At 48.1% G+C, this 20985-nt stretch carries 20 protein-coding genes and 1 rRNA gene; 18 read left to right on the plus strand and 3 right to left on the minus strand.

Annotated elements, in window-relative coordinates:
* Nucleotides 1–9 precede the first annotated feature (9 nt).
* From VN447_RS10325 to VN447_RS10355, 7 genes are all read left to right on the plus strand, one after another.
* Complete coding sequence (locus VN447_RS10325; RefSeq protein WP_325525271.1) at nt 10–771, plus strand: threonine/serine exporter family protein; 762 nt, start codon at nt 10–12, stop codon at nt 769–771.
* A 12-nt stretch (nt 772–783) separates the two neighbouring features.
* On the plus strand, nt 784–1233 hold the full coding sequence (locus VN447_RS10330) for a threonine/serine exporter family protein (protein ID WP_325525272.1): 450 nt from the start codon (nt 784–786) through the stop codon (nt 1231–1233).
* 3 nt (nt 1234–1236) lie between these two features.
* Entirely contained in the window at nt 1237–2628 is a 1392-nt protein-coding gene (tilS, locus tag VN447_RS10335) for a tRNA lysidine(34) synthetase TilS (RefSeq protein WP_325525273.1), read from the plus strand.
* Between the two features lie 14 nt (nt 2629–2642).
* Entirely contained in the window at nt 2643–3182 is a 540-nt protein-coding gene (gene hpt / locus VN447_RS10340; RefSeq protein ID WP_325525289.1) for a hypoxanthine phosphoribosyltransferase, read from the plus strand.
* Nucleotides 3183–3292: 110 nt separating this feature from the next.
* Nucleotides 3293–5221 (plus strand): ATP-dependent zinc metalloprotease FtsH, encoded by a 1929-nt coding sequence (gene ftsH, locus VN447_RS10345; protein WP_325525290.1) that lies wholly within the window; start codon nt 3293–3295, stop codon nt 5219–5221.
* 129 nt (nt 5222–5350) lie between these two features.
* On the plus strand, nt 5351–6442 hold the full coding sequence (locus VN447_RS10350) for a YibE/F family protein (protein WP_325525274.1): 1092 nt from the start codon (nt 5351–5353) through the stop codon (nt 6440–6442).
* An 87-nt stretch (nt 6443–6529) separates the two neighbouring features.
* Entirely contained in the window at nt 6530–7594 is a 1065-nt protein-coding gene (locus VN447_RS10355) for a hypothetical protein (protein WP_325525275.1), read from the plus strand.
* Nucleotides 7595–7724: 130 nt separating this feature from the next.
* Here VN447_RS10355 and VN447_RS10360 read toward each other — a convergent pair whose 3' ends face one another.
* The 3 genes from VN447_RS10360 to VN447_RS10370 all read right to left on the minus strand — a co-directional run bounded on the left by VN447_RS10360 (nt 7725) and on the right by VN447_RS10370 (nt 10618).
* Nucleotides 7725–8366 carry a hypothetical protein gene (locus VN447_RS10360; RefSeq protein ID WP_325525276.1) on the minus strand — a complete coding sequence of 214 codons (642 nt, stop codon included), beginning with the start codon at nt 8364–8366 and terminating at the stop codon, nt 7725–7727.
* Between the two features lie 129 nt (nt 8367–8495).
* Nucleotides 8496–9941 carry a HAMP domain-containing sensor histidine kinase gene (locus tag VN447_RS10365; protein ID WP_325525277.1) on the minus strand — a complete coding sequence of 482 codons (1446 nt, stop codon included), beginning with the start codon at nt 9939–9941 and terminating at the stop codon, nt 8496–8498.
* Nucleotides 9938–10618 (minus strand): response regulator transcription factor, encoded by a 681-nt coding sequence (locus VN447_RS10370; RefSeq protein ID WP_325525278.1) that lies wholly within the window; start codon nt 10616–10618, stop codon nt 9938–9940. The genes VN447_RS10365 and VN447_RS10370 overlap by 4 nt, the downstream gene beginning before the upstream one ends.
* A gap of 177 nt (nt 10619–10795) precedes the next feature.
* Here VN447_RS10370 and VN447_RS10375 point away from each other — a divergent pair, with 177 nt between their 5' ends.
* The 11 genes from VN447_RS10375 to VN447_RS10425 all read left to right on the plus strand — a co-directional run.
* Entirely contained in the window at nt 10796–11776 is a 981-nt protein-coding gene (locus VN447_RS10375; protein ID WP_325525279.1) for a biotin--[acetyl-CoA-carboxylase] ligase, read from the plus strand.
* A 28-nt stretch (nt 11777–11804) separates the two neighbouring features.
* Entirely contained in the window at nt 11805–12371 is a 567-nt protein-coding gene (locus tag VN447_RS10380) for a biotin transporter BioY (RefSeq protein ID WP_325525280.1), read from the plus strand.
* 133 nt (nt 12372–12504) lie between these two features.
* The gene (locus tag VN447_RS10385) at nt 12505–13269 is read left to right on the plus strand and encodes a type III pantothenate kinase (RefSeq protein ID WP_325525281.1); all 765 of its coding nucleotides are present in this window, start codon (nt 12505–12507) and stop codon (nt 13267–13269) included.
* Between the two features lie 122 nt (nt 13270–13391).
* Nucleotides 13392–14369, plus strand: coding sequence for a tRNA dihydrouridine synthase DusB (dusB, locus tag VN447_RS10390; protein WP_325525282.1), 978 nt, complete (start codon nt 13392–13394; stop codon nt 14367–14369).
* Between the two features lie 159 nt (nt 14370–14528).
* Nucleotides 14529–15485: a hypothetical protein gene (locus tag VN447_RS10395; RefSeq protein ID WP_325525283.1), complete on the plus strand. Its 957-nt coding sequence runs from the start codon at nt 14529–14531 to the stop codon at nt 15483–15485.
* Between the two features lie 120 nt (nt 15486–15605).
* Nucleotides 15606–16127 carry a helix-turn-helix transcriptional regulator gene (locus VN447_RS10400; RefSeq protein ID WP_325525284.1) on the plus strand — a complete coding sequence of 174 codons (522 nt, stop codon included), beginning with the start codon at nt 15606–15608 and terminating at the stop codon, nt 16125–16127.
* A gap of 16 nt (nt 16128–16143) precedes the next feature.
* Entirely contained in the window at nt 16144–17046 is a 903-nt protein-coding gene (locus VN447_RS10405) for a quinate 5-dehydrogenase (protein ID WP_325525285.1), read from the plus strand.
* Between the two features lie 14 nt (nt 17047–17060).
* On the plus strand, nt 17061–18155 hold the full coding sequence (locus VN447_RS10410) for a saccharopine dehydrogenase NADP-binding domain-containing protein (RefSeq protein WP_325525286.1): 1095 nt from the start codon (nt 17061–17063) through the stop codon (nt 18153–18155).
* 264 nt (nt 18156–18419) lie between these two features.
* Nucleotides 18420–18899 (plus strand): transcription elongation factor GreA, encoded by a 480-nt coding sequence (greA, locus tag VN447_RS10415; RefSeq protein WP_325525287.1) that lies wholly within the window; start codon nt 18420–18422, stop codon nt 18897–18899.
* 36 nt (nt 18900–18935) lie between these two features.
* Nucleotides 18936–20435 carry a lysine--tRNA ligase gene (lysS, locus tag VN447_RS10420; protein WP_325525288.1) on the plus strand — a complete coding sequence of 500 codons (1500 nt, stop codon included), beginning with the start codon at nt 18936–18938 and terminating at the stop codon, nt 20433–20435.
* A 455-nt stretch (nt 20436–20890) separates the two neighbouring features.
* Nucleotides 20891–20985 (plus strand): 16S ribosomal RNA (locus tag VN447_RS10425); the annotation flags it as partial.

A 20985-nucleotide genomic window follows, 5' to 3' on the forward strand; every position in this document is an offset into this window, starting at 1 on the left:
GGGGTAAGTATGCAAATCCTGTTAGAACAGATAATAGACATAACGATTCTGGCCGGGGAGATTATGCTGAGAAATGGGGCCGAGACCAGCCGGGTAGAAGAAACTATGTTTCATGTTGCCCGGTCTTTAGGCGCAGTAAAGGTGGAGAGTTTTGTCATCCCTACCGGTGTATTTGTCACTGTAACCGATAGAACCGGCAGGACAAGCACAATTATGCGGCGGGTACATGACCGGACAATTAACCTTGATCGTATTGCCAAGGTGAATGAGTTATCCCGGCGGCTTTCGGACAGACGGATAGACTACCAAGACGCATATGCCCAGTTCGAGAGAATTGCCAGGGAACGTACCGGTTTTTCGCTTGTGCCGTCTATGCTGGCATCCGGGGTAGTCGGCGGGTCAGCCGCAATTCTATTAAATGCCGGCATATTTGAGAGCCTGGCTGCTTTCGCCACAGCACTGACTGTCCGGTATATTGCTCATGTTATTTCCCGCCTGCATGGTGTTAAGTTCACTTTCGAATTTTTAGGTGGTATGACAGCCGCGTTGGTAGGGGTGCTGTTTCATCATATGTGGCCGGAACTCAGGCCGGATAATGTTGTTGTGGGCGGTATCATGCCGCTGGTGCCGGGTGTGGCGATAACTAACGCGATTCGGGACGTGATTGCCGGTGACCTTCTAAGCGGGTTATCACGCGGCCTGGAGGCCGCGCTTACCTCTGCAGCGGTAGCCATGGGGGTTGTTATTATTTTGGCAGTCAGCGCATATTGAGCGGGGTGAAGTATGTTTTTTGTTAAGGTAGTTGCTGTCTTGGCTATGAGCATTGCTATCGGTGTGTTGTACCGCATTCCCCGCAATCTGCTTGTATATGCCAGTGTTACTGGTGTAGTGGGCTGGGTGGTTATGTATTTTGTGGTTTTGAGTGGTGTCAGCAGTATTATGGCCAGCTTTCTAGGCAGCCTGGCTGTAGGACTGCTAGCAGAACTCTTAGCCAGATTCTTAAAGAAACCAGCAACAATTTTTATTGTGCCTGGCTTTATTCCCTTAGTACCGGGCCGGGAGGCATATACTTCAATGCGCTTTATGGTGGAAGGCCAGTATAATGAGGGTGTGGCGATGGGCATGTTGACGCTCTTAACCGGGGGAGCTATTGCTTTTGGTATTTTTGTAAGTTCTACTTTGTATCGCTTAACACGCGCCAACACAGACTATCAGGTAGAGAGCCGGGGATAGGGTATGCTTGATAAAGTAAAGGCATGGGTGAACAGCCATAAGCTATTTGTGCCTGGCAGCCGGATTCTGGCGGCTTGCTCGGGTGGGCCTGATTCGTTGGCACTGGTGCATATGCTAAACATACTGAAAGATGAATATGGCTTTTCTTTGGCCGTGGCCCATGTAAACCATATGTTCCGACCCGAGGCAGCATTAGAAGCAGAATTTGTCGCTGATTTTTCTGCTGATCTGGGGCTTGCATGTCATGTTACGTCTATCGATGTTCCAGCATATCGTAAGGCCAATAAAATGTCAGCAGAGGAAGCCGGCAGACTGCTTCGATACCAATATATGCGCCAAGTGGCCGCGCGGTGGGGTGGGGCACAGATTGCCACAGGCCATCATCGTGATGACCAGGTGGAAACAGTGCTGATCAATCTGCTCCGTGGTGCCGGTAGCGGTGGACTCAGAGGCATGCGTCCGCTTAGCGGCGGCATTGTGAGACCACTGCTGCCAGTAAGCCGCTTGGAGATTGAAACATATTGCGCTTTGCATAAGTTAGATCCCCGACAGGACAGTTCCAATTTTACGACCGATTATTTGAGAAATCGCGTTAGATTGAACCTGCTGCCAGCCTTGGAGGCCGACTATAATCCGGCCATACGCGAGGCGTTATGGCGGCTGGCGGTACTGGCCGGTGATGAGCATGACTATATTTTTCAGGAAGCTGCCAAACTATGGGGAACAGTCGTAATCGACGACGGCAGCAAAGCCACCATTAACAGCCAGGCTTTAGCTGATCTGCACCCGGCGGTGCGGCGCGAGTGTGTTCGGCAGGTTATCGAGAAAAAACGCGGAGCACTGACAGGAATAAGCTTTGCCCATGTGGAAAAATTAATCAATATGGCGTTATTAGGTACGGTCGGATCACAGATGACACTGCCAGGGGGACTGAACGCCAGGAAAACATATACGACACTGGAATTGGCAATGGCGGCAGACTGTGCAAGCAGGTTGGATCACAGATTGGCTGCTGCGCCGACAGAAGTAGCTGTACCTGGTATAACAAGGGTACAGGGAATGGCAGTATCAGCAGAGATTGTTTCTGCGCCGTCCGCAAGGCAGGGGCGGGAAGCAGCAGTATTTGACCTTGAACAACTCTGTTTGCCGCTTACCCTAAGGGCGCGTCTGCCGGGCGACCGGTTTCGGCCGCTCGGGCTTAACGGCAGCAAGAAACTCAAAGAGTTTTTTATTGACTCTAAGGTACCTGAACCAGAGCGGGATTCTGTTCCAGTTATTTCTGACCAGCAGGAAATTATCTGGATAGCCGGCTATCGCCAGAGTGAACATGGCCGAATCACTAGCAATACAAAAAAAATTTTGCAGCTTACTATTACTAAACAGGAGGAAATTTGAATATGAGTAATAATATGATGGATGACGTGGAGAAGATATTGTTTAGTGAGGAAGAGCTCGCTGCCCGGATTAAGGAATTGGGCGAAGCGATCACTGCTGATTATGCAGGCAAAGAAATATTGATGATTGGCATTTTGCGCGGGGCTGTCATCTTTATGGCTGACTTGGCCCGGGCCATCAATCAGACTGTAGCGATCGATTTTATGGCTGTTTCGAGTTATGGTGCTGCTACTTCGTCCAGTGGCGTTGTCAGGATTTTAAAAGACCTGGACGAAGACGTGGAAAACAAGCATGTGCTTATTGTCGAAGATATTATTGACTCAGGGCTGACGCTAAACTATCTGATGGAGAACCTCTGGTCGCGTAAGCCTGCCAGCATTAAAATCTGTACACTCTTAAATAAGCCTGACCGCCGTAAAGTGGAGGTGCCGATTGCCTACAATGGGTTTACTATCCCCGACTACTTTGTTATCGGTTATGGCTTAGATTATGCTGAGAAGTATCGCAATCTGCCGTTTATCGGTGTGCTTAAGCCGGAAGCCTATGAGGGATAAATGTTTTTCCTTAATTGTCAATTATTACTTAGTATGCTATAATTATGCGATATGAATAGTAACATGTTTCTAACGCCGTTTTTGTGGTCCAGCGAGAGGAGGGCTACTTGTTGAACAAGTTTTTCCGGAATGTCAGTTTTTACCTGTTGATTATCATTATAGCCATTTCGATAATCGACTATTATTCATCACGGACGACCCCAAAACAGGAAATCAGCTATACCCAGTTTTTGAAACAGGTGGAAGAGCAGAAGGTTGAGCGGGTGACGATTGTTGACAATACCATTCGCGGCAAGCTTAAAGACGGGCAAGAGTTTGCCACCATTGCTCCAAATGATCCTACCCTGATTAACCAACTGCGGGATAAGGGTGTAGACATTAAGGCGGAACAGCCGCCCCAGCCGCCGTGGTGGACGACTATTTTCTCATCTATTCTGCCAATGCTCTTGTTAATTGGTGTGTGGTTCTTTATCATGCAGCAGACACAAGGCGGCGGCAACCGGGTAATGTCTTTTGGCAAGTCACGGGCCAAACTGCATGGCGAGGAGAAAACCAAGGTTACGTTTGGCGATGTCGCCGGAGCCGATGAATCCAAGCAGGAATTGGAAGAGGTTGTTGAGTTCTTAAAGCACCCTAAGAAGTTTAACGATTTAGGGGCGCGTATCCCGAAAGGTGTACTCTTATTTGGACCGCCAGGCACAGGTAAGACACTGCTGGCGCGTGCGGTAGCCGGTGAAGCCGGTGTACCATTCTTTAGCATCAGTGGTTCTGACTTTGTTGAGATGTTTGTCGGTGTTGGTGCATCAAGGGTGCGGGACCTATTTGAGCAAGCCAAGAAAAGTGCCCCATGCATTGTGTTCATCGATGAGATTGACGCTGTTGGCCGGCAGCGGGGCGCAGGCCTTGGCGGCGGCCATGACGAGCGTGAGCAGACGTTAAATCAGCTGCTTGTTGAAATGGATGGCTTTGGTATCAATGAAGGTATTATTATCATCGCCGCCACCAATCGTCCGGACATTCTTGACCCGGCTCTGTTGCGTCCTGGTCGATTTGACCGTCAGATTGTGGTTGACCGTCCTGACGTAAAAGGCAGGCTGGAGATACTCAAAGTGCATACCAGGGGCAAGCCTGTCGCCAAGGAAGTTGACCTTGACGTGCTGGCGCGTCGCGCTCCAGGCTTTACTGGTGCCGATTTGAGTAACTTAGTTAATGAAGCAGCACTATTGGCTGCCCGGCGCAATAAGCGTCGTATCGAAATGCCGGAGCTTGAAGAGGCTGTCGAGCGGGTAGTCGCAGGACCTGAGCGCAAGTCTAAGGTTATCAGCGACAAAGAGAAAAAGCTTACTGCCTACCATGAAGCCGGTCATGCGCTTGTCGGCATGATGCTAACCCATACCGATCCTGTGCACAAAGTATCTATTATTCCACGCGGACGGGCTGGCGGTTACACGCTGATGCTGCCGAAGGAAGACCGTTACTATGCTACCAGGACCGAACTCCTTGAGCAACTTAATACGCTCCTTGGTGGGCGGGTTGCGGAGGCTGTTGTACTGGGTGAAATCAGCACTGGTGCGCAAAATGACTTGGAACGTGCTACCGATCTGGCACGTAAGATGATTACCGAGTATGGCATGAGTGAAGTATTAGGGCCAATTACGTTTGGCCGCCGGCAGGAACAGCAGGTCTTCCTGGGTCGGGATATTTCCCGTGACCGCAACTATAGTGAAGAAGTAGCATACTCAATTGACAAGGAAGTTCGGCGCTTGATTGAAGCTGCCTACACTAAAACCGAAGAGATGCTTAAGAACAATATCGAAAAGCTGCACCTGGTTGCCAATGCGCTTTTAGAGCGGGAAACGCTCGAAGGCGAGGAACTGGCGCAATTGTTAAATCAAGGCAAGATAGTTGACAAAGAGAAAAATAGCGGTGATAGTCAGCCTCCGGTCGACGTGGCGCCAGTCAATGCCCAAAATGGTCCTGATGATGGCACTGGCCCTAAGATTGTCTACAGTTTTGGCTTACCCGAATCACGCTATTAACGGTGCTATTAAAACGGCAGGGGCTATCCCTGCCGTTTTTTTAATGTCTGCTTTCACCGGTTTTTTTAGTTGCAAGATAATCTCAAGTGGGCTAATATGAAGGTAAAGTTTTGGACTGGGAGGGTTAGTTTGAAAAAGCTGCTACTGTTAATCTTGGTAATGATATTGTCAGCCGGCATTCTGCATGCCGCCCCGGCAGTCTCACCGGTTGAGTATGAAAAGGGCATAGTGGTCTTTGTCGGTCCGCTTGATCAGTCAATGCAGAAGCAATATCAGATGGCCAAAGGCGAGCTTGTCAGTATACAGCTGACAAGTGGTCCGGAAACCGGCAAGGTTGTAGATACTTTTAATTTTGTTTCAGAGCGCTCAGCGTATGAGATTAAAGTCAAACCCGGAGACAAGGTTATTGTCGCGGTTACCCATGATCTGGGGAAAACCAGTTATCATGTCAGTGACTTTGACCGCTTTGATTATGTGTACATTTTAGGGGGCTTGTTTGTACTGGCACTGGTCGTGTTTGGCGGCTTTATCGGTGCTAAGTCAGTAATGGTGATTGCTTTTTCGGTGCTGCTGATTTTTAAGATCTTTATTGGTCAGGTACTTGCCAATCAGTACAGCCTGACGCTCTTAACGCTGGCAGTGGCAATAGTGATTGCCGTGGCAACCCAGCTTGTCATAAGCGGTTTGTCTAAAAAGACACTGGCTGCCGTATTGGGTACGGTTGGCGGTGTGGCGATTGCCGGAGTGCTCTCAATGCTGGCGATTAAACTTATGCATCTAACCGGGCTGGACTCAGAGGAAGCCATGCTGCTTAAAGCGTCAACGCTGTCTTACATTGATTTTCAGGGCGTGCTGTTCGCCGGCATGGTCTTTGGCGCATTAGGGGCTGTTATGGATGTTACTATTTCCATCGCCTCCGCTGTATATGAGGTCAAGAGCGTACATCCGGCTATTAGCTTTAAGGAACTGGTTCGGGCTGGCATGAATGTTGGCAGGGATATCATGGGGACAATGTCTAATACATTGATTCTCGCCTACGCCGGTAGTTCGTTGCCGCTCATGCTGTTAATCGCCTCACAGCAGAATGCACCTATGTTAAAAATACTTAACCTAAACATGATTGTTACCGAGTTTGCCAGGGCACTTACTGGTAGTATCGGACTGATTTGTGCCATACCTCTGACGGCGATTATTGCGGCGGTGTTGCTCCAGCGGGATTAAAAAATAAGCAGGGGGCGGTTCTTCTGCTTCGCTGATTAAAGAAGCAAGAACCGCCCCCTGCAGTTTGAGATGTAGGAGGTTAAAAACATGAGTTGGCTTAAACCATGCCGGGCGACCGGGTTGGGGAGTCTGCCGCATCAGGACGAGGTAACGGCGCTCAAGGTAATCGCTAAGGCAATGCCGCACTGGCCACATTGGCCGCAGCTGCCGGCCAAGATGCCTGAGCAGGGGTTTGTTGTTCAGTATGTGCAACCACTTATTAAGATGGGCGTATTGACGGTTACGCCGCCCAAGGACCCCGTTTTTGACCGGCTTGACCCTGGCTGGGAGGATAAAGTAGTAGAGTTTTATGAGCAATATATGGCGTTTCTAAACGGTGATGCCGACGCCGCAGGTGTGTTTGCCCTGGAGGGAGAAGCTTTTGCCGGGCTGGACGCTTTTACTACTCATTTCGGCCAGTATTTTCCCCAGGCCGAAGGCGTGAAAGGACATATCAGCGGGCCGCTGACTGTTGGCCTGCAGATTAAAGATGAGCGCGGACGGGCTTGTTTTTATGATGAGTCGCTGCGGGAAATATTGGTGAAATGCCTGGCCATACAGGCCGCACTTGAGGCTAGACGCCTTAAGCAGCTTGGTCTGCCTGTACTGATGTTTATTGATGATCCCGGCCTGTTCCTGATTGGTACGTCTACCCATATAACGCTGACTAAAGAAGCTGCTGCTGCTGCACTCTCCACTATCATCGACACGCTGCACCAGGAAGGCGTCAGAGTGGGTGTGCATGCTTGCGCTGGGATTGACTGGTCGATGCTTTTTGAGCTGCCGCTGGATGTGATTAGCTTTGACGCGTACCATTACTTTACCGGTATGGCGCTGCAGGCCGAAGGTCTGGCTCGATATTTGCAACAGGGCGGCAAGCTGGCCTGGGGTCTTATACCAACCTCCGAGGAGGCATGGCAGGAGACACCGGCATCTATTCTTGCCCGATTTGATGAACAGGCCTCCGAATTAGCCAAGCAGGGTATTGATCCTGCTATTTTACGGCAAAGCATGATCTGGACGCCTAGCTGTGGTACGGGAGCATTGCCACTTGCCTTGGCTGAGCATATCTACGGTTTGGTAGAAGGTGTCACTGCCAGGCTGCAGTCGTGATAAACTTAGAAACCTGTGTTTAAGCAAAAAAAAGCGGGAGTGCCACAGGCGCTCGCATGACCGGAGAGGCTAGAGGAGAAGCCTCCCCGGTCAGTGTGAGCGTATGTGAAGCAGTCTCGCTTTTGTCTGTTTATGTCATAGGGTTATGGTTGTTTGTCCTGGCCTGTTTCATATCTTTTCTTAGTGCTTTAAGGTCAACGCCGAGTTCCTTAGCAACATCCTGCCAAGTGTTATTGACCTTTTTTAAAGAAATGACTTGTTCGATGGTTTGGGTACTATGTTTCGCAAGTAGTCCGGCCATCGCAATATCGCGGTGGTGGTAACCCTGGTTGAACAGGTTTTGAATGTCCCCTTGATTTAAGCTGAACTTCTGGGAGATGTGTTTCGCGGCTAATTCCTGACGAACGGCTTTGACCTTTTCCTTGTCAACGTCTAGTGTACTAGCAACGTCTTTCCAGGTATTTTTATCTGTTTTGAGGGCCAGCACTGACTCAAAAGATTTGTCACTGGCTTTGGCGAATAAGGCGGCGCGGCCTAAATCTTTGACGCTTTTACCCTCTTTTTGATATTTTGCAATTAGGGTCTCATCCAGATCAAATTTTGCTGACAGACGTTTAGCTGCTTGTTCCGGATTAACTTGACGACACTGATGGTGAGCAGGCCGGTCGTTGTTAGTTGCTGTGGCCTGCGCGACCAGAGGAACAGCAATGCCAGCCAGAATAAAAGCACCGGCAACAAAGGCGGCAATTGCGTTACGAGATTTTTTTGACAACACGTAAATCCCTCCGCTATTTTATTTTGTATATCTATCTCATCAGCTGTTTGGCTGTTAAGTATAGAATAGCGAAGAGCTATGACAAAAATATGACAAAAAGGCGGGATCTTGGGCTTTATGAGCGATCTAAAAAAGGAGTGACTTAAACGAATGCTCTTCTCGTTTTGCAGGCAAAGTAATTGTAAAAGTAGTAGTCTCCCCCGGCGTACTGCTGGCGCTGACAGTGCCGCCCATCGCTTCAACCAGTTTTTTGGTAATGGCCAGTCCTAAGCCTGTGCCGCCGTCGCCACGGGAACGGGACTTATCGACACGGTAGAATCTTTCCCAAATATGAGGCAGGTGTTCTGCCGGAATACCTGGCCCGGTGTTGCTTACCGCAATGGCTATTTGCTGCTGGTGGGTATGGGCTGTGATGGCGATAACCGAACCGGAGACGGCATGGCGAATGGCGTTGGTCAGCAGGTTGGCTAGTACTTGGTCGAGGCGGTCGGGGTCGGCAATGACTGGCGGAAGCGTTTCGGGAAGGTCTGTCGTAATCGTCAGCGATTTTGCTTCAAGAAACGGCATCAATTTGGCGATATGGACAGTAATTAGATCTGCAGGAGAAACCTGATCGCGGACAATGGTCAGTTCACCGGACTCAAGTTGTGATAAGTCAAGTAAATCGCCGACAAGCCGGCCAATGCGCTTAGTTTCGCCGACAATGCTTGTCAGATAACGCTCCCGCTGCTGGGGTGTCTTGGCTAATCCGTCTAGCATAGTCTCAGCTAAAGCCTGGATGGAAGCGACTGGCGTTTTTAGTTCGTGAGAAACATCTGACAAAAATTCGCGGCGATTTTGTTCAATTTGAGCCAGCTCTGACGCCATGCTGTTAAAGGTGCGGCCGAGCTGACCAATTTCGTCAGATTGGGTAGCGGTGGTACGGCTTTTGTAGTCACCACCGGCAAATGCGGCAGCTGCCCGGCTAATATCGGCAATGGGACGGGTTAAGCTGCGGGCCATTAGCAGACCAACCAAAACGGCAGCTAGGATGCCCGCTCCCAGTGAATAAAGAAGTAACTGTTCAAGCGCCAGGGCTGTACGGGTAGCGCCTGTTACCGGTGAATAGAGAAAGAGCGCTGTTTGTTGGCCGGAACCCTGCTCTGGTAAGGGAAGTGCAGCCACAATGGCTGGTTCGCCGCTGCGACGTGGTGTTAATATTCTCTGGGCACCGCTGCCATCCTGCCAATCGGCAGTGATCCATAATTCTGCCAATCTTTCAAGGCGTCTGCTTTTCCAGCCTGCCGGTGACTGACCGGCGATAATTTGGCCGGTTTTGTCCATGATCCAGATATCGCCACCAGCCATGTCACCCATAGCATCAAGCAGGGCATTGGAGGGTTTTTGACCGTCTGCCAGCAGCGGTGTTACGATCGCCACGGCGGCGCTGCCTTTGGCTAAGAGGTCGCGGCGCTTGTTTTCGATGACATGGTCGCGTACAAGATAGGACATCAATAGCCCTAGGGTCAGCATACTAATCAAGATAATGATCAAATGGGAGAGCAGTAATTTGCTAAAAATAGATCTGGTCATTTGGTAGTTACCTCAAATTTATAGCCTACTCCCCACACGGTGTGGATATAGCTATATTCAGGATTATCGATTTTTTGACGCAATCGTTTAATGGTAGCATCGACCGTGCGGTCGGCTCCATCAAAGTCATAGCCCCAGACATTGGTTAGGAGCTGGTCGCGGGAAAATGCCATTTTTGCATGGCGGGCCAGAAAAATCAGCAGTTCAAATTCCTTTGGAGACAAGGGGGTGTTTTGGCTGCCAGAATGAACAGCCAGGGCTGCTTGATCAATGCTGAGCCCCGGGAATTCCAGACGGGCGCCGGATTCGGTAATCAAACCGCTGCGGCGTAACACTGCTTTAACGCGGGCCATGACTTCCCGGGGGCTAAAGGGTTTGGTAATATAGTCGTCAGCGCCCAGGGAAAACCCGATTAGCTTGTCGGCTTCCCCGCTTTTGGCTGTTAAAAAGATGACAGGCACTTTGCGCTTAATCGCTTCACATATCTCCCAGCCCGAGCGTCTGGGCAGCATGACATCAAGAATCAACAAATCGGGGCAGTGCTCCTCTTCAATAGCCAATGCCTCACGGCCATCTGCTGCAGTGAATACTTTAAATCCTTCCTGTTCCAGATAAAGCTGCAAGACTTCAGTTATGTTAGGCTCATCATCGGCCACTAATACTTTAATCTGTTCCATAAGTCACCTCACATCTCTTATATATCGTGCGTGCTCTTATAGAAATGCTATCACACTCCTGTTCCTATTGTAAATGCAGAGTGAAAGATAAGTGTCTAATTGACAACCGTTAACCAGTATTCTATTATAAAGATAACAATAACAATAACAATAACAATATCTTGGGGTGAGTGTACGTTGAGGACAGCAATACTTGAAGTGTTAAAAAAAAATTCCGGACAATATATTTCCGGCGAGGACATCTCGCACACATTGAAAGTATCGCGAACAGCGGTGTGGAAACACATCCGGGCGCTTAAAGAGGATGGCTATGCAATTGAAGCTCATCCCCGGCTTGGTTATGCGCTACGGCAAAATACCGACAGGCTGCTACCTGCAGAGATTAAAGCGCAGCTAACGAGCACTGTTTTGGGGCGGGAAATTCACTATTTCAGTGAGCTTGATTCAACTAACAATGAAGCCAAAAAGCTGGCAACAAACGGCTGCCAGGAAGGGACAATTGTTGTGGCGGAGGCTCAGGCAACCGGGAGAGGGCGTTTGGCAAGAGGCTGGTTTTCACCGCATGGCAAAGGGATTTGGCTGTCAGTTGTGCTGCGGCCGCCGTTTAGCCCGATGGAGGCTGCCAAATGCACGTTAATGGCAGCCGTTGCTGTAAACCGGGCCATCAATGAGGTGACAGGCGCAGGCTGCGGCATTAAGTGGCCGAACGATATCTTGTGGAATGGCCGCAAGGTAGTGGGTATTCTTACGGAAATGAGTGCTGAGATGGATGCCATTAACCATATCGTTATTGGTATGGGCATTAATGTAAATATTGACCAGCAGGAGTTTCCCAGTGAGATCGCAGCAACCGCCACCTCCCTGGCTGTTGCTGCCGGCCGTCAGGTTTCTAGAGTTAAGCTGCTTACCGCCATCCTCGCTGAATTAGAAAGGGTCTATACTGTCGTTAAAAACTCAGGCTTTGCGTCAGTGCTTGACGATTGGAAAACCCAGTCAATTACGCTCGGACAGCAAGTGGACGTCCACGGTATTGATCGCACTTTTACTGGTGTGGCTGTTGATATTGATGCCGATGGTGCGCTCTTAATTAAGACATCGCAAGGCCTTGAACGGGTGTTGGCCGGTGATGTCTCCATTCGCCCGGCTTCGTGTATATAACAATAGGCCGCATATTAAGGAGGTAAGTATGAATACTAAAAATATGGCGCTTACAAGCTTGTTCGCCGCACTGCTTGCGGTTAGTTCGCAGGTTTCTATTCCCCTTGGTCCTGTGCCAATCACAATGCAGGTCATGTTTGTGCTGTTAGCAGGCATGATATTAGGCAAACGTTTAGGGCCGGCAAGTGTCGCTGTGTGGGTGGTGCTCGGCATATTTGGCCTGCCGGTGTTTGCTCAGGGAAAAGCCGGAGCCGCTGTTTTAATTGGTCCTACCGGTGGCTATATTCTCGGCTATTTTGTTTGCACGTATATTGTAGGTTATGTTGCGGAACACTTTGAACTAACATATAAGTACACTGCTGCCGCGATGCTCGCGGGCCTGGCAATCATTTACGGCATTGGTTTGGCAGGTTTTATGCTGTCTTTTCAATATGTGCTGCATAAAGCTATGCCGCTTGAAAGGGCGCTTAATTTAGCCGTATGGCCGTTTTTGCCGTTAGATCTTGTTAAGGCGGCGATGGCTGTCTATATTGGTGTGCGGGTTCGCCGGGTGCTTTTAAAAACCGGACTTGTTGTACCTAAGCAGATAGCCTGATGAACGCTTGTCGAATTCAGTCGTATATTTACAATTTCCCCGCTTTTAAGGTACAATAATAACGATTAATAAACTAAAGGTCATTTCAGCGTACGAAAGACGGCCTGTAGCCTATATAGGGGGACTTTTACTCATGTTATTAGTGTTTGATGTTGGCAACACCAACATCGTTTTGGGGGTTTATGAGGGGGAAGAGCTTAATTATCACTGGCGGGTTTCGACAGATAAGCAAAAAACCGGTGATGAGTATGGCGTTCTTATCTACAACCTGTTTACTTATCGCGGTTTAAAAATGGAAGATATTGAAGCCATCGTTATTTCTTCTGTTGTTCCGCCGCTTGTGGTACCCTTAACCAGGATGTGTCAGCGGTATTTTAATGTTGAGCCGCTTGTCGTAGGTCCTGGAATCAAGACCGGTATTTGTATTAAATATGAAAATCCGCGCGAAGTCGGTGCTGACCGTATTGTTAATGCCATTGCTGCGTATGTAAAATATGGTGGTCCGCTTATCATTGTTGATTTTGGTACAGCCACTACCTTTTGCGCTTTGGCTGAAAACGGCGATTACCTGGGCGGCGCGATTGCCCCTGGTATCGGTATCGCAACAGAAGCATTGTTCCAGCGGGCAGCTAAATTGCCGCGTATAGAACTGATCAAGCCTAAAAGTGTGATTTGCCGCAACACGATAAACAGTATGCAATCAGGCATTATTTATGGTTTTGTTGGTCAGGTGGATGAAATTGTTCGGCGTATGCGTGACGAACTGGGGCAGCAGGCAACCGTTATTGCCACCGGGGGTCTGGCTAACCTGATTGCCCAGGAGTCCCGTACTATTGATAAGGTAGACACCTTCCTAACGTTGGAAGGACTGCGGCTTATTTACGAACGCAACCGGTAGATAGGATCCTAAAGGCGGCCAGTCACTGGCCGCCTTTTGAGACTGCTTATAAACGCCTATCTTCTCATCGCACCTACACCATGGCATTTCTAAGCGGTTCCCTATAATAGAAGGAGGAACATATGCGCATCGGTCACATTGAGCTTGCCAATCCGGTAATCTTAGCCCCCATGGCAGGGGTTACTGACTTGCCGTTTCGCCTGTTGTCCAAAGAGATGGGCTGTGGGCTGGTATATTCTGAGATGGTAAGCGATAAGGGACTTATATACGACAATGCACACACCAAAAAACTATTGGCTATTGATGAGCGGGAAAGACCAGTCGCTCTGCAGATATTTGGTTCAGAGCCTGACAGTATGGCAAAAGCGGCTCGCATTGTCGCTGCTTCCGGGGCAAATATTATTGATATCAACATGGGCTGTCCAACCCCCAAAATTGTAAAAAACGGCGAGGGTTCAGCGCTCATGCGCAACCCCGAGCTGGCCTATCGCATAATAGCTGCAGTCGTTGAGGCTGCCGATACTGTGCCAGTTACCGTTAAGTTTCGCAAGGGCTGGGATGAAAATAGCGTGAATGCTGTCCATATCGCCAAGCTGGCCGAGCAGGCCGGTGCGGCGGCTGTCAGTGTGCATGGCCGTACCCGGGAGCAATTTTACTCCGGGCAAGCCGACTGGTCAATTATCAGGGAGGTAAAACAGGCTGTTACCATTCCCGTTACCGGCAATGGTGATATTCGCACACCGCAAGATGCCAAGCGTATGTTGACTGAGACCGGCTGCGATGGCATAATGATAGGACGGGGGGCACAAGGAAATCCCTGGATATTCCGTCAGGTTGCCCATTACCTGGCAACAGGTGAAATACTACCGCTACCTACGCTCGGTGAACGGATTGACATGCTGCTACGGCAGCTTGACATGCTCGTCGACCACAAGGGCGAATACATCGGCATCAGAGAAATGCGCAGCCATGCCGCCTGGTATACCAAAGGCCTGCCCAGCTCAGCTGAACTCAGGCTTAAATTTAACCAGGCAGCCAGCAGAGAAGACTTCATTCGGATAATGGAAAATTATCGCAATGAATTAACCAATAAACTATGACTTTTTGTGCAAAAGCCGGAAAACGATTAGAAATGTCCAGATGCTAGGCGCACCGGAAAAACAAGCAGCGCCGCGTACAGTCGTACGCAAGCAATTGTTTTGAGGAGCAACGAAGCAGATGGGCGTTTATATCGTTTTCCGCAGGGGGATAGGATGCATATGCTCATAATGCCCGTCGCCAACGGCATACTGCCTAGGCCAGAGGGCGGAACAATCACTGGCATGTTTATCGTTGAAAACGGCGGACAACTGCTCTTAGATGTCGGGGTAGGGCGGGAAATCCTTATTTGTCCGTGGATTGTTGAAGAACAGGGCTTATACCCAGTTGGGGTAATTGTCCGCATTATAAATATCTGGAATCATACGGCGGTCGACGATACGGGGACTGAAATTCCTGTGCTCATGGCCAAACTGGAAGGTAGGGGCCATGCCCGTTGGTATACCATGCAAACGGCTGGCAGCTATATCTACTCTAATGATGTCGAACACATCAACCTAAAGAAGATGCGAAAGGAATATCCAGCAATCTCCGGTGCCGGCTGGGCGCCTCAAGGCGGGTACACCGAGTTTCGCGATAAAAGCGATATTCCTGTGACTATCTACGGTACTGATCTTGAAACAGGTCAGGAAGTTAGTATCACGGCTAACTTAGGCGGGTTGGTAGAGCTTGAGCAGGCCCACACAATTGAACACTCGGTTATCAGGGCCTTAAATGCGTACGGCTTATGTACGGCCCGTACCCTGGTTGAAGCCATGAGCAGGGAGACGGACGAGCTTAAAAAATCAGTTGAGTTCAGTATAAAACATACTTTGCCGGAAGCCTTGGGATTGACAGCCAGCGGTGCCTGCGGCAATCCTATGACCAATTTGGCGCAATTTTATCTGGCCCAGGAGTTTGTCGGTAACATACAAGCCGGGAAGTCGCTGAACGAGTCGCTTGATAAAGCCCGCCGCGCCACCATGTCTCAGCTCACTGGTGATATTGGCCTCACTATGCAGCAAGGCGTTCGCGTACTGCAAGGACTCAAGAAAGGCATGGCGCATGATGACACTGTATTAAAGCTTGAAACCTATAAAAAAGTAATCAGCCGTTTTCCCTTTGAACCATGGGGGTAACGGTTTTCTTTTATTTCAAACGCCTATTATATGGAAAAACTTGTTAAAGCGTAAAAAAAATGCTAGAATATGTATGTACACAACCTTGTGCACATATACTAAGTGGGAGATGAACAAGCTGTGTTGCTTCGAATTGGCGACAAGATTGTCAACCGCCAGAAAATTCACCAGACCGTTGATCGAATTCTGGAATTACGGCGAGATGGCCTATCTCAGCAGGAGGTGGCAGGTCAGGTTGGTGTTGATCGCACTTTTGTTTCGCGTCTTGAGACAATTGGCGAGATTCGCAAAGGGGGCCGTGTAGCACTCATCGGGTTTCCCCTAAAAAACTGTCAGGAAATATACGCTGTGGCCAGGCAGGAAGGTATTGATTTTTGCCTTGTTTTGTCTGAGCAAGAACGTTGGGATTTTGTCCAAACCAAAAGTGGTGTAGAGTTATTCAATACGATCATGGAAATTGTCGGAAACGTCCGCAAGTATGATATAGTCATTATTATTGGCTCAAACATGAGGATTAAGCTAATTGAGACTATGCTGGACAAAGCGGTAATCGGGGTGCAAATTGGTGAATCCCCTATTGCTGAAGATAAATATGTCAATCCGGAGGATATTCGTGCTCTCATCAGGCAGCTCCGGTTTTAACCTGGAGGATATAAAGATGAAACAGGTAGTAAGCATAAGTCTTGGTTCATCAAAACGTAATGGTACTACAACAGCTGAATTTGGCGGTAAAGAGTTTCTTATTAAAAGAATTGGTACAGACGGTGATAAACAGGTTGCTGCCCGGCTGATTCGTGAAATGGATGGTCAAGTGGATGCCATTGGTCTTGGCGGAACCGATTTATATATTTACGCCGGTAGTAAGCGATATACTTTCCGCGAATCGGCAGCGTTAGCCGCTAACGCCCAAAAAACACCGGTAGTTGATGGCAGCGCTATAAAAAATACGCTTGAACGGCGAGTTGTCCCTCATCTTGAAGCTAAACACGGACTGAATTTTAAAGATAAACAGGCGCTAGTCGTCTGTGCTGTTGACCGGTTTGGATTGGCAGAAGCCTTGGTAGGGGCCGGTAGTCGGACCGTGTTTGGCGATTTAATGTTTGGACTGGGACTGCCAATACCTATTAATACACTTAGCGGTTTAGCACGACTGGCTAGCATTGTCGCACCTGTTGTCACCAAACTTCCAGTTAGCTTATTTTATCCTACCGGTAGCAAACAAACGCAAGTAACGCCTAGATTTGAGGCCTACTTCCGTGAGGCTTCCATCATTGCAGGTGACTTCCACTTTATAAGGAGATACATGCCTGATAATATGAGCGACAAGCTTGTCATTACCAATACCGTTACCCAGGACGATGAAGTGCTGCTAAAGCAGCGGGGCGTTAGTACGTTGGTGACAACTACCCCGGAAATGGGTGGACGTTCTTTCGGTACTAATATTTTAGAAGGCGTACTGACGGCTTTATCGGGTAAACGACCGGAACAACTGACAGCAGAGGATTATACCTGTCTTATTGAACAGACAGGCATTGAACCTAGAGTTAAAAAACTCACGTAAGGAGGCGCGTGTATTTGCAAAAATTTGCTTTTGTAGTTCATCCGCTTGAAGCCAAAGATTTTAGCCGCAAGTTTTCTTTTACCCGTAACTGGCCGGACGGGGTGGTTGAAGGGATTATCAAATACATACCGCCATTTAAAGTTTCTCATATTAGCGGTATAGACTCGGGGCATAATACTGCCGAAGGATGGTTTGTTGGCTGTCCACTAACATCCCGGCAAATGATGGCTATGCCTGAAAAGTATGTTACCCATAAAATTATAAAGGCCGGAAGAGTGGCAGAAAAGATGGGAGCCCAAATTGTTGGACTGGGCGCCTTTACTTCCATTGTCGGCGATGCCGGCATAACAGTAGCCAAAAATTTAAAAATTGCAGTGACCACAGGGAATAGTTATACGGTAGCTACCGCGCTGGAAGGTACGCGCCAGGCAGCCAAAGTTATGGGGATAGACTTGGAACGGGCCAATGTACTGATTTTAGGGGCGACTGGCTCTATCGGTGCGGCCTGCGCGCAGATTTTAGCCCGTGAGGTGCGTTATTTAACACTGGCTGCCCGGGACGAAGCTAAGTTGGATAAAATTGCCAAACAGATTTTGAAGGCATCAGGGTTAGCCGTACGGGTAACGGCAAATACTAAACATGCCATTAGGAATGCTGATGTTGTTGTAGCTGTAACCAGCGCACTTGATAGTATTATTGAGCCAGAGGATTTAAAGCCAGGAGCTATTGTCTGCGATGTAGCCAGGCCGCGCAATGTCTCCCGGCGGGTAGCTGAATTGCGCAATGATGTGCTGGTTATTGAGGGCGGGGTTGTCGAAATTCCCGGTGATGTAGATTTCGGGCTAAATTTTGGATTCCCACCGAAAACAGCGTATGCCTGTATGGCTGAAACGATGATATTAGCGCTGGAAGGCCGCTATGAAAACTTTACACTTGGGCGGGACTTAACAGTAAAACAAGTCGAAACTATTGATAAATTGGCTGTTAAACATGGTTTCAAATTGGCCGGATTCCGCAGCTTTGAGAGGGCTATTACCCCTCAGGAACTAGGAATGATTAGAACTAATGCTGCTGTCAAAGCCAGTCAGGTGCAGAAAGGAGTGCTTTAGAAAATATTGACAAAAGGATTATTTATGCCTATAATAATGAAAAATAGAGGATGACCTTCATATTGGCAGGCTGCCTCTTACCACCCACAGTGTCAAGTTTCTACTTGACACTATTTATATTGCCTTAGTCACGTATCTGTGGAATTTTCTTCAGAGAGGTGGGCAATTTTTAAGTAAAATCGAATACACTATCTACAAGTATATTTAGAATATTTGCAACCACGAATTTGCCAAATATTTAATAATAAAGAGGAGAATGACACCATGGAAAAAGACGTTATGTTGACCATAGACGGATTGAAAAAGATCGAGCAGAAACTTGATCATTTAAAGTCAGTCCGCCGCCGGGAAGTGGCTGAACGTATTAAGCAAGCGATTGAATTTGGCGATATCAGTGAAAACTCAGAGTATGAGGACGCAAAAAATGAACAGGCTTTTATTGAAGGGGAAATTCTAACCTTAGAAAAAATCCTGCGTAATGCGAAAGTTATTGATGAAGGTGAAGTTGGCACAGACGTTGTTGCGTTAGGATCAACCGTTAAGCTAAAAGACCTCGAATTCGATGATGAACTTGAATATACCATTGTCGGCTCAGCCGAGGCAGACCCCGCTGAATCTAAAATTTCAAATGAATCGCCTGTTGGCCAGGCCATACTGGGCCAAAAAGTCGGCAGTGTTGTGGAAGTAAATGTTCCGGCTGGTATGCTGAAATATGAAATTATGGATATTAGACGCCAGCATTAATTTGACACTGAGAAAGTGAGACAGGGGAGAAAGTACATGGCAGAATCAGATGTAATCCAAGATAAAGAGCAGGCAACAGAAGAACTAAATGCACTCATGAAAGTTCGCCGGGAAAAGATGGATAAGATCGCCGCTCAAGGCATCGAGCCTTTTGGGCGTAAATATAACTTTACTCATCATGCCCAGACGATTATCGATAACTATGCTGAACTAGAAGGACAAACTGTGCGAATCGCCGGCCGGCTTATGGCTGTGCGTGGGCATGGTAAAGCTAGTTTCGGTCATGTAATGGATATGTCCGGCCGAATCCAGGTTTACTTTCGCCAAGATGTAATGGGGGAAACGGCCTATGAACAATTTCACCTCCTAGACATTGGTGATATTGTTGGCATTGAAGGCGTAGTCTTTACAACACAAAAAGGCGAAATCAGTGTTAAAGCCAATGGTTTCGAATTTTTGGCAAAATCACTTCGTCCATTGCCGGAAAAATGGCATGGACTTAAAGACGTTGAAATGCGCTACCGCCAACGCTATCTTGATTTAATAGTTAGCCCTGATGTGCGTAACGATTTCGTTATGCGCAGCAAAATCATTAAAGCTTTTCGACAACTGCTGGATGACCGTGGCTTTTTGGAAGTAGAAACCCCAATGATGCACCCGATCGCGGGAGGGGCGGCAGCACGTCCGTTTATTACCCATCACAATGCACTTGATATGAAACTGTTTATGCGGATTGCCCCTGAGCTATACCTCAAACGGTTGATTGTCGGCGGTTTTGAAAAAGTATACGAACTTGGCCGGGTCTTTAGAAATGAAGGTATTTCAATTAAACACAACCCTGAATTCACAATGGTTGAACTCTATCAAGCCTTTGCCGACTATCAGGATGTTATGCGGTTAACAGAGGAAGTGGTAGCCGGAGTCGCGCAAGCCGTTCTTGGCACTACCAAGATTACTTATCAGGGTCAGGAAATTGACCTTACACCGCCTTGGAATCGCCTAACAATGCCTGAAGCCATAAAAAAATATTCTGGGGTAGATTTTAGCGAAGTTAAGACAGTAGCTGAAGCTCGTGCTGTTGCTGATAAACTTGGTGTTAGGTATGAACAGAAACATGGCATAGGCGGTATTTTAAATAACGTTTTTGAAGAAGTCTGTGAACAGCATCTGATTCAGCCAACCTTTATTATCGGGCATCCAACAGAAATATCACCGCTGGCTAAACGCAACAAAGATAATCCCGAGATAACCGATCGCTTTGAAGCATTTGTATTTGCCCGCGAAATTGCCAACGGTTTTTCGGAACTGAATGACCCGATTGACCAGCATGGACGATTTGCTGATCAATTGACTCAGCGAATGGCCGGCGACGACGAAGCCCATATGATGGACGAGGATTACATTAATGCTCTTGAGTACGGTTTGCCGCCCACAGGCGGTTTAGGAATTGGGATTGACCGTTTAGTTATGTTTTTGACTGATTCCTACTCGATTAGGGATGTAATCTTGTTCCCGCACATGCGTCATCGCGAATAGGTAGTGTTAACTGCTGACCGGGACACCCGGTCAGCAGTTGTTTTTAATTGACAACTGCTAAATGACTGTGTTAAACTCTTACTCGTTCGATTGATGTACCTCATTCGATATGCCTTACAGCAAGAAAGATATTGACAGCTAAGTTGATATGTGATACTATGTAGAAGTCGCAAAACGTGCGATTGAAAATTGCAAAAAAATATATTGACACATCAACGCTGGTGTGATAATATATAAAAGCTGTCACTTGCGGCAGTGTAACAACGGTCCCGAGAAAGCGTGCCATCCATGGCACACTCGTGACACTTGCACATCCGTGTGTTTCGTTCCCTGAAAACTGAACAATGTAAAGTAATGCATCATAAAATGCCAGATGTGCGTTGTGCTACTTGTAGCACAAACAAAAACAATTTTTTTGATTTAATGAGCCGATAAACGGCTTCAATAAATACACTTTATTGGAGAGTTTGATCCTGGCTCAGGACGAACGCTGGCGGCGTGCCTAACACATGCAAGTCGAACGGAGTATTCAGCAATGGATACTTAGTGG

It is taken from the genome of Sporomusa sp. (assembly GCF_035561155.1).
Classification (GTDB): domain Bacteria; phylum Bacillota; class Negativicutes; order Sporomusales; family Sporomusaceae; genus Sporomusa.

What these genes read in the sequence shown, in the direction of transcription:
- lysS (WP_325525288.1), top strand. Translation starts at nt 18,936, where the DNA reads ATGGCAGAATCAGATGTAATCCAAGATAAAGAGCAGGCAACAGAAGAA.
- VN447_RS10395 (WP_325525283.1), top strand. Translation starts at nt 14,529, where the DNA reads ATGCTCATAATGCCCGTCGCCAACGGCATACTGCCTAGGCCAGAGGGC.
- VN447_RS10385 (WP_325525281.1), top strand. Translation starts at nt 12,505, where the DNA reads ATGTTATTAGTGTTTGATGTTGGCAACACCAACATCGTTTTGGGGGTT.
- VN447_RS10370 (WP_325525278.1), bottom strand. Translation starts at nt 10,618, where the DNA reads ATGGAACAGATTAAAGTATTAGTGGCCGATGATGAGCCTAACATAACT.
- VN447_RS10325 (WP_325525271.1), top strand. Translation starts at nt 10, where the DNA reads ATGCAAATCCTGTTAGAACAGATAATAGACATAACGATTCTGGCCGGG.
- VN447_RS10405 (WP_325525285.1), top strand. Translation starts at nt 16,144, where the DNA reads ATGAAACAGGTAGTAAGCATAAGTCTTGGTTCATCAAAACGTAATGGT.
- VN447_RS10355 (WP_325525275.1), top strand. Translation starts at nt 6,530, where the DNA reads ATGAGTTGGCTTAAACCATGCCGGGCGACCGGGTTGGGGAGTCTGCCG.
- greA (WP_325525287.1), top strand. Translation starts at nt 18,420, where the DNA reads ATGGAAAAAGACGTTATGTTGACCATAGACGGATTGAAAAAGATCGAG.
- VN447_RS10365 (WP_325525277.1), bottom strand. Translation starts at nt 9,941, where the DNA reads ATGACCAGATCTATTTTTAGCAAATTACTGCTCTCCCATTTGATCATT.
- hpt (WP_325525289.1), top strand. Translation starts at nt 2,643, where the DNA reads ATGATGGATGACGTGGAGAAGATATTGTTTAGTGAGGAAGAGCTCGCT.
- tilS (WP_325525273.1), top strand. Translation starts at nt 1,237, where the DNA reads ATGCTTGATAAAGTAAAGGCATGGGTGAACAGCCATAAGCTATTTGTG.
- VN447_RS10330 (WP_325525272.1), top strand. Translation starts at nt 784, where the DNA reads ATGTTTTTTGTTAAGGTAGTTGCTGTCTTGGCTATGAGCATTGCTATC.
- dusB (WP_325525282.1), top strand. Translation starts at nt 13,392, where the DNA reads ATGCGCATCGGTCACATTGAGCTTGCCAATCCGGTAATCTTAGCCCCC.
- VN447_RS10380 (WP_325525280.1), top strand. Translation starts at nt 11,805, where the DNA reads ATGAATACTAAAAATATGGCGCTTACAAGCTTGTTCGCCGCACTGCTT.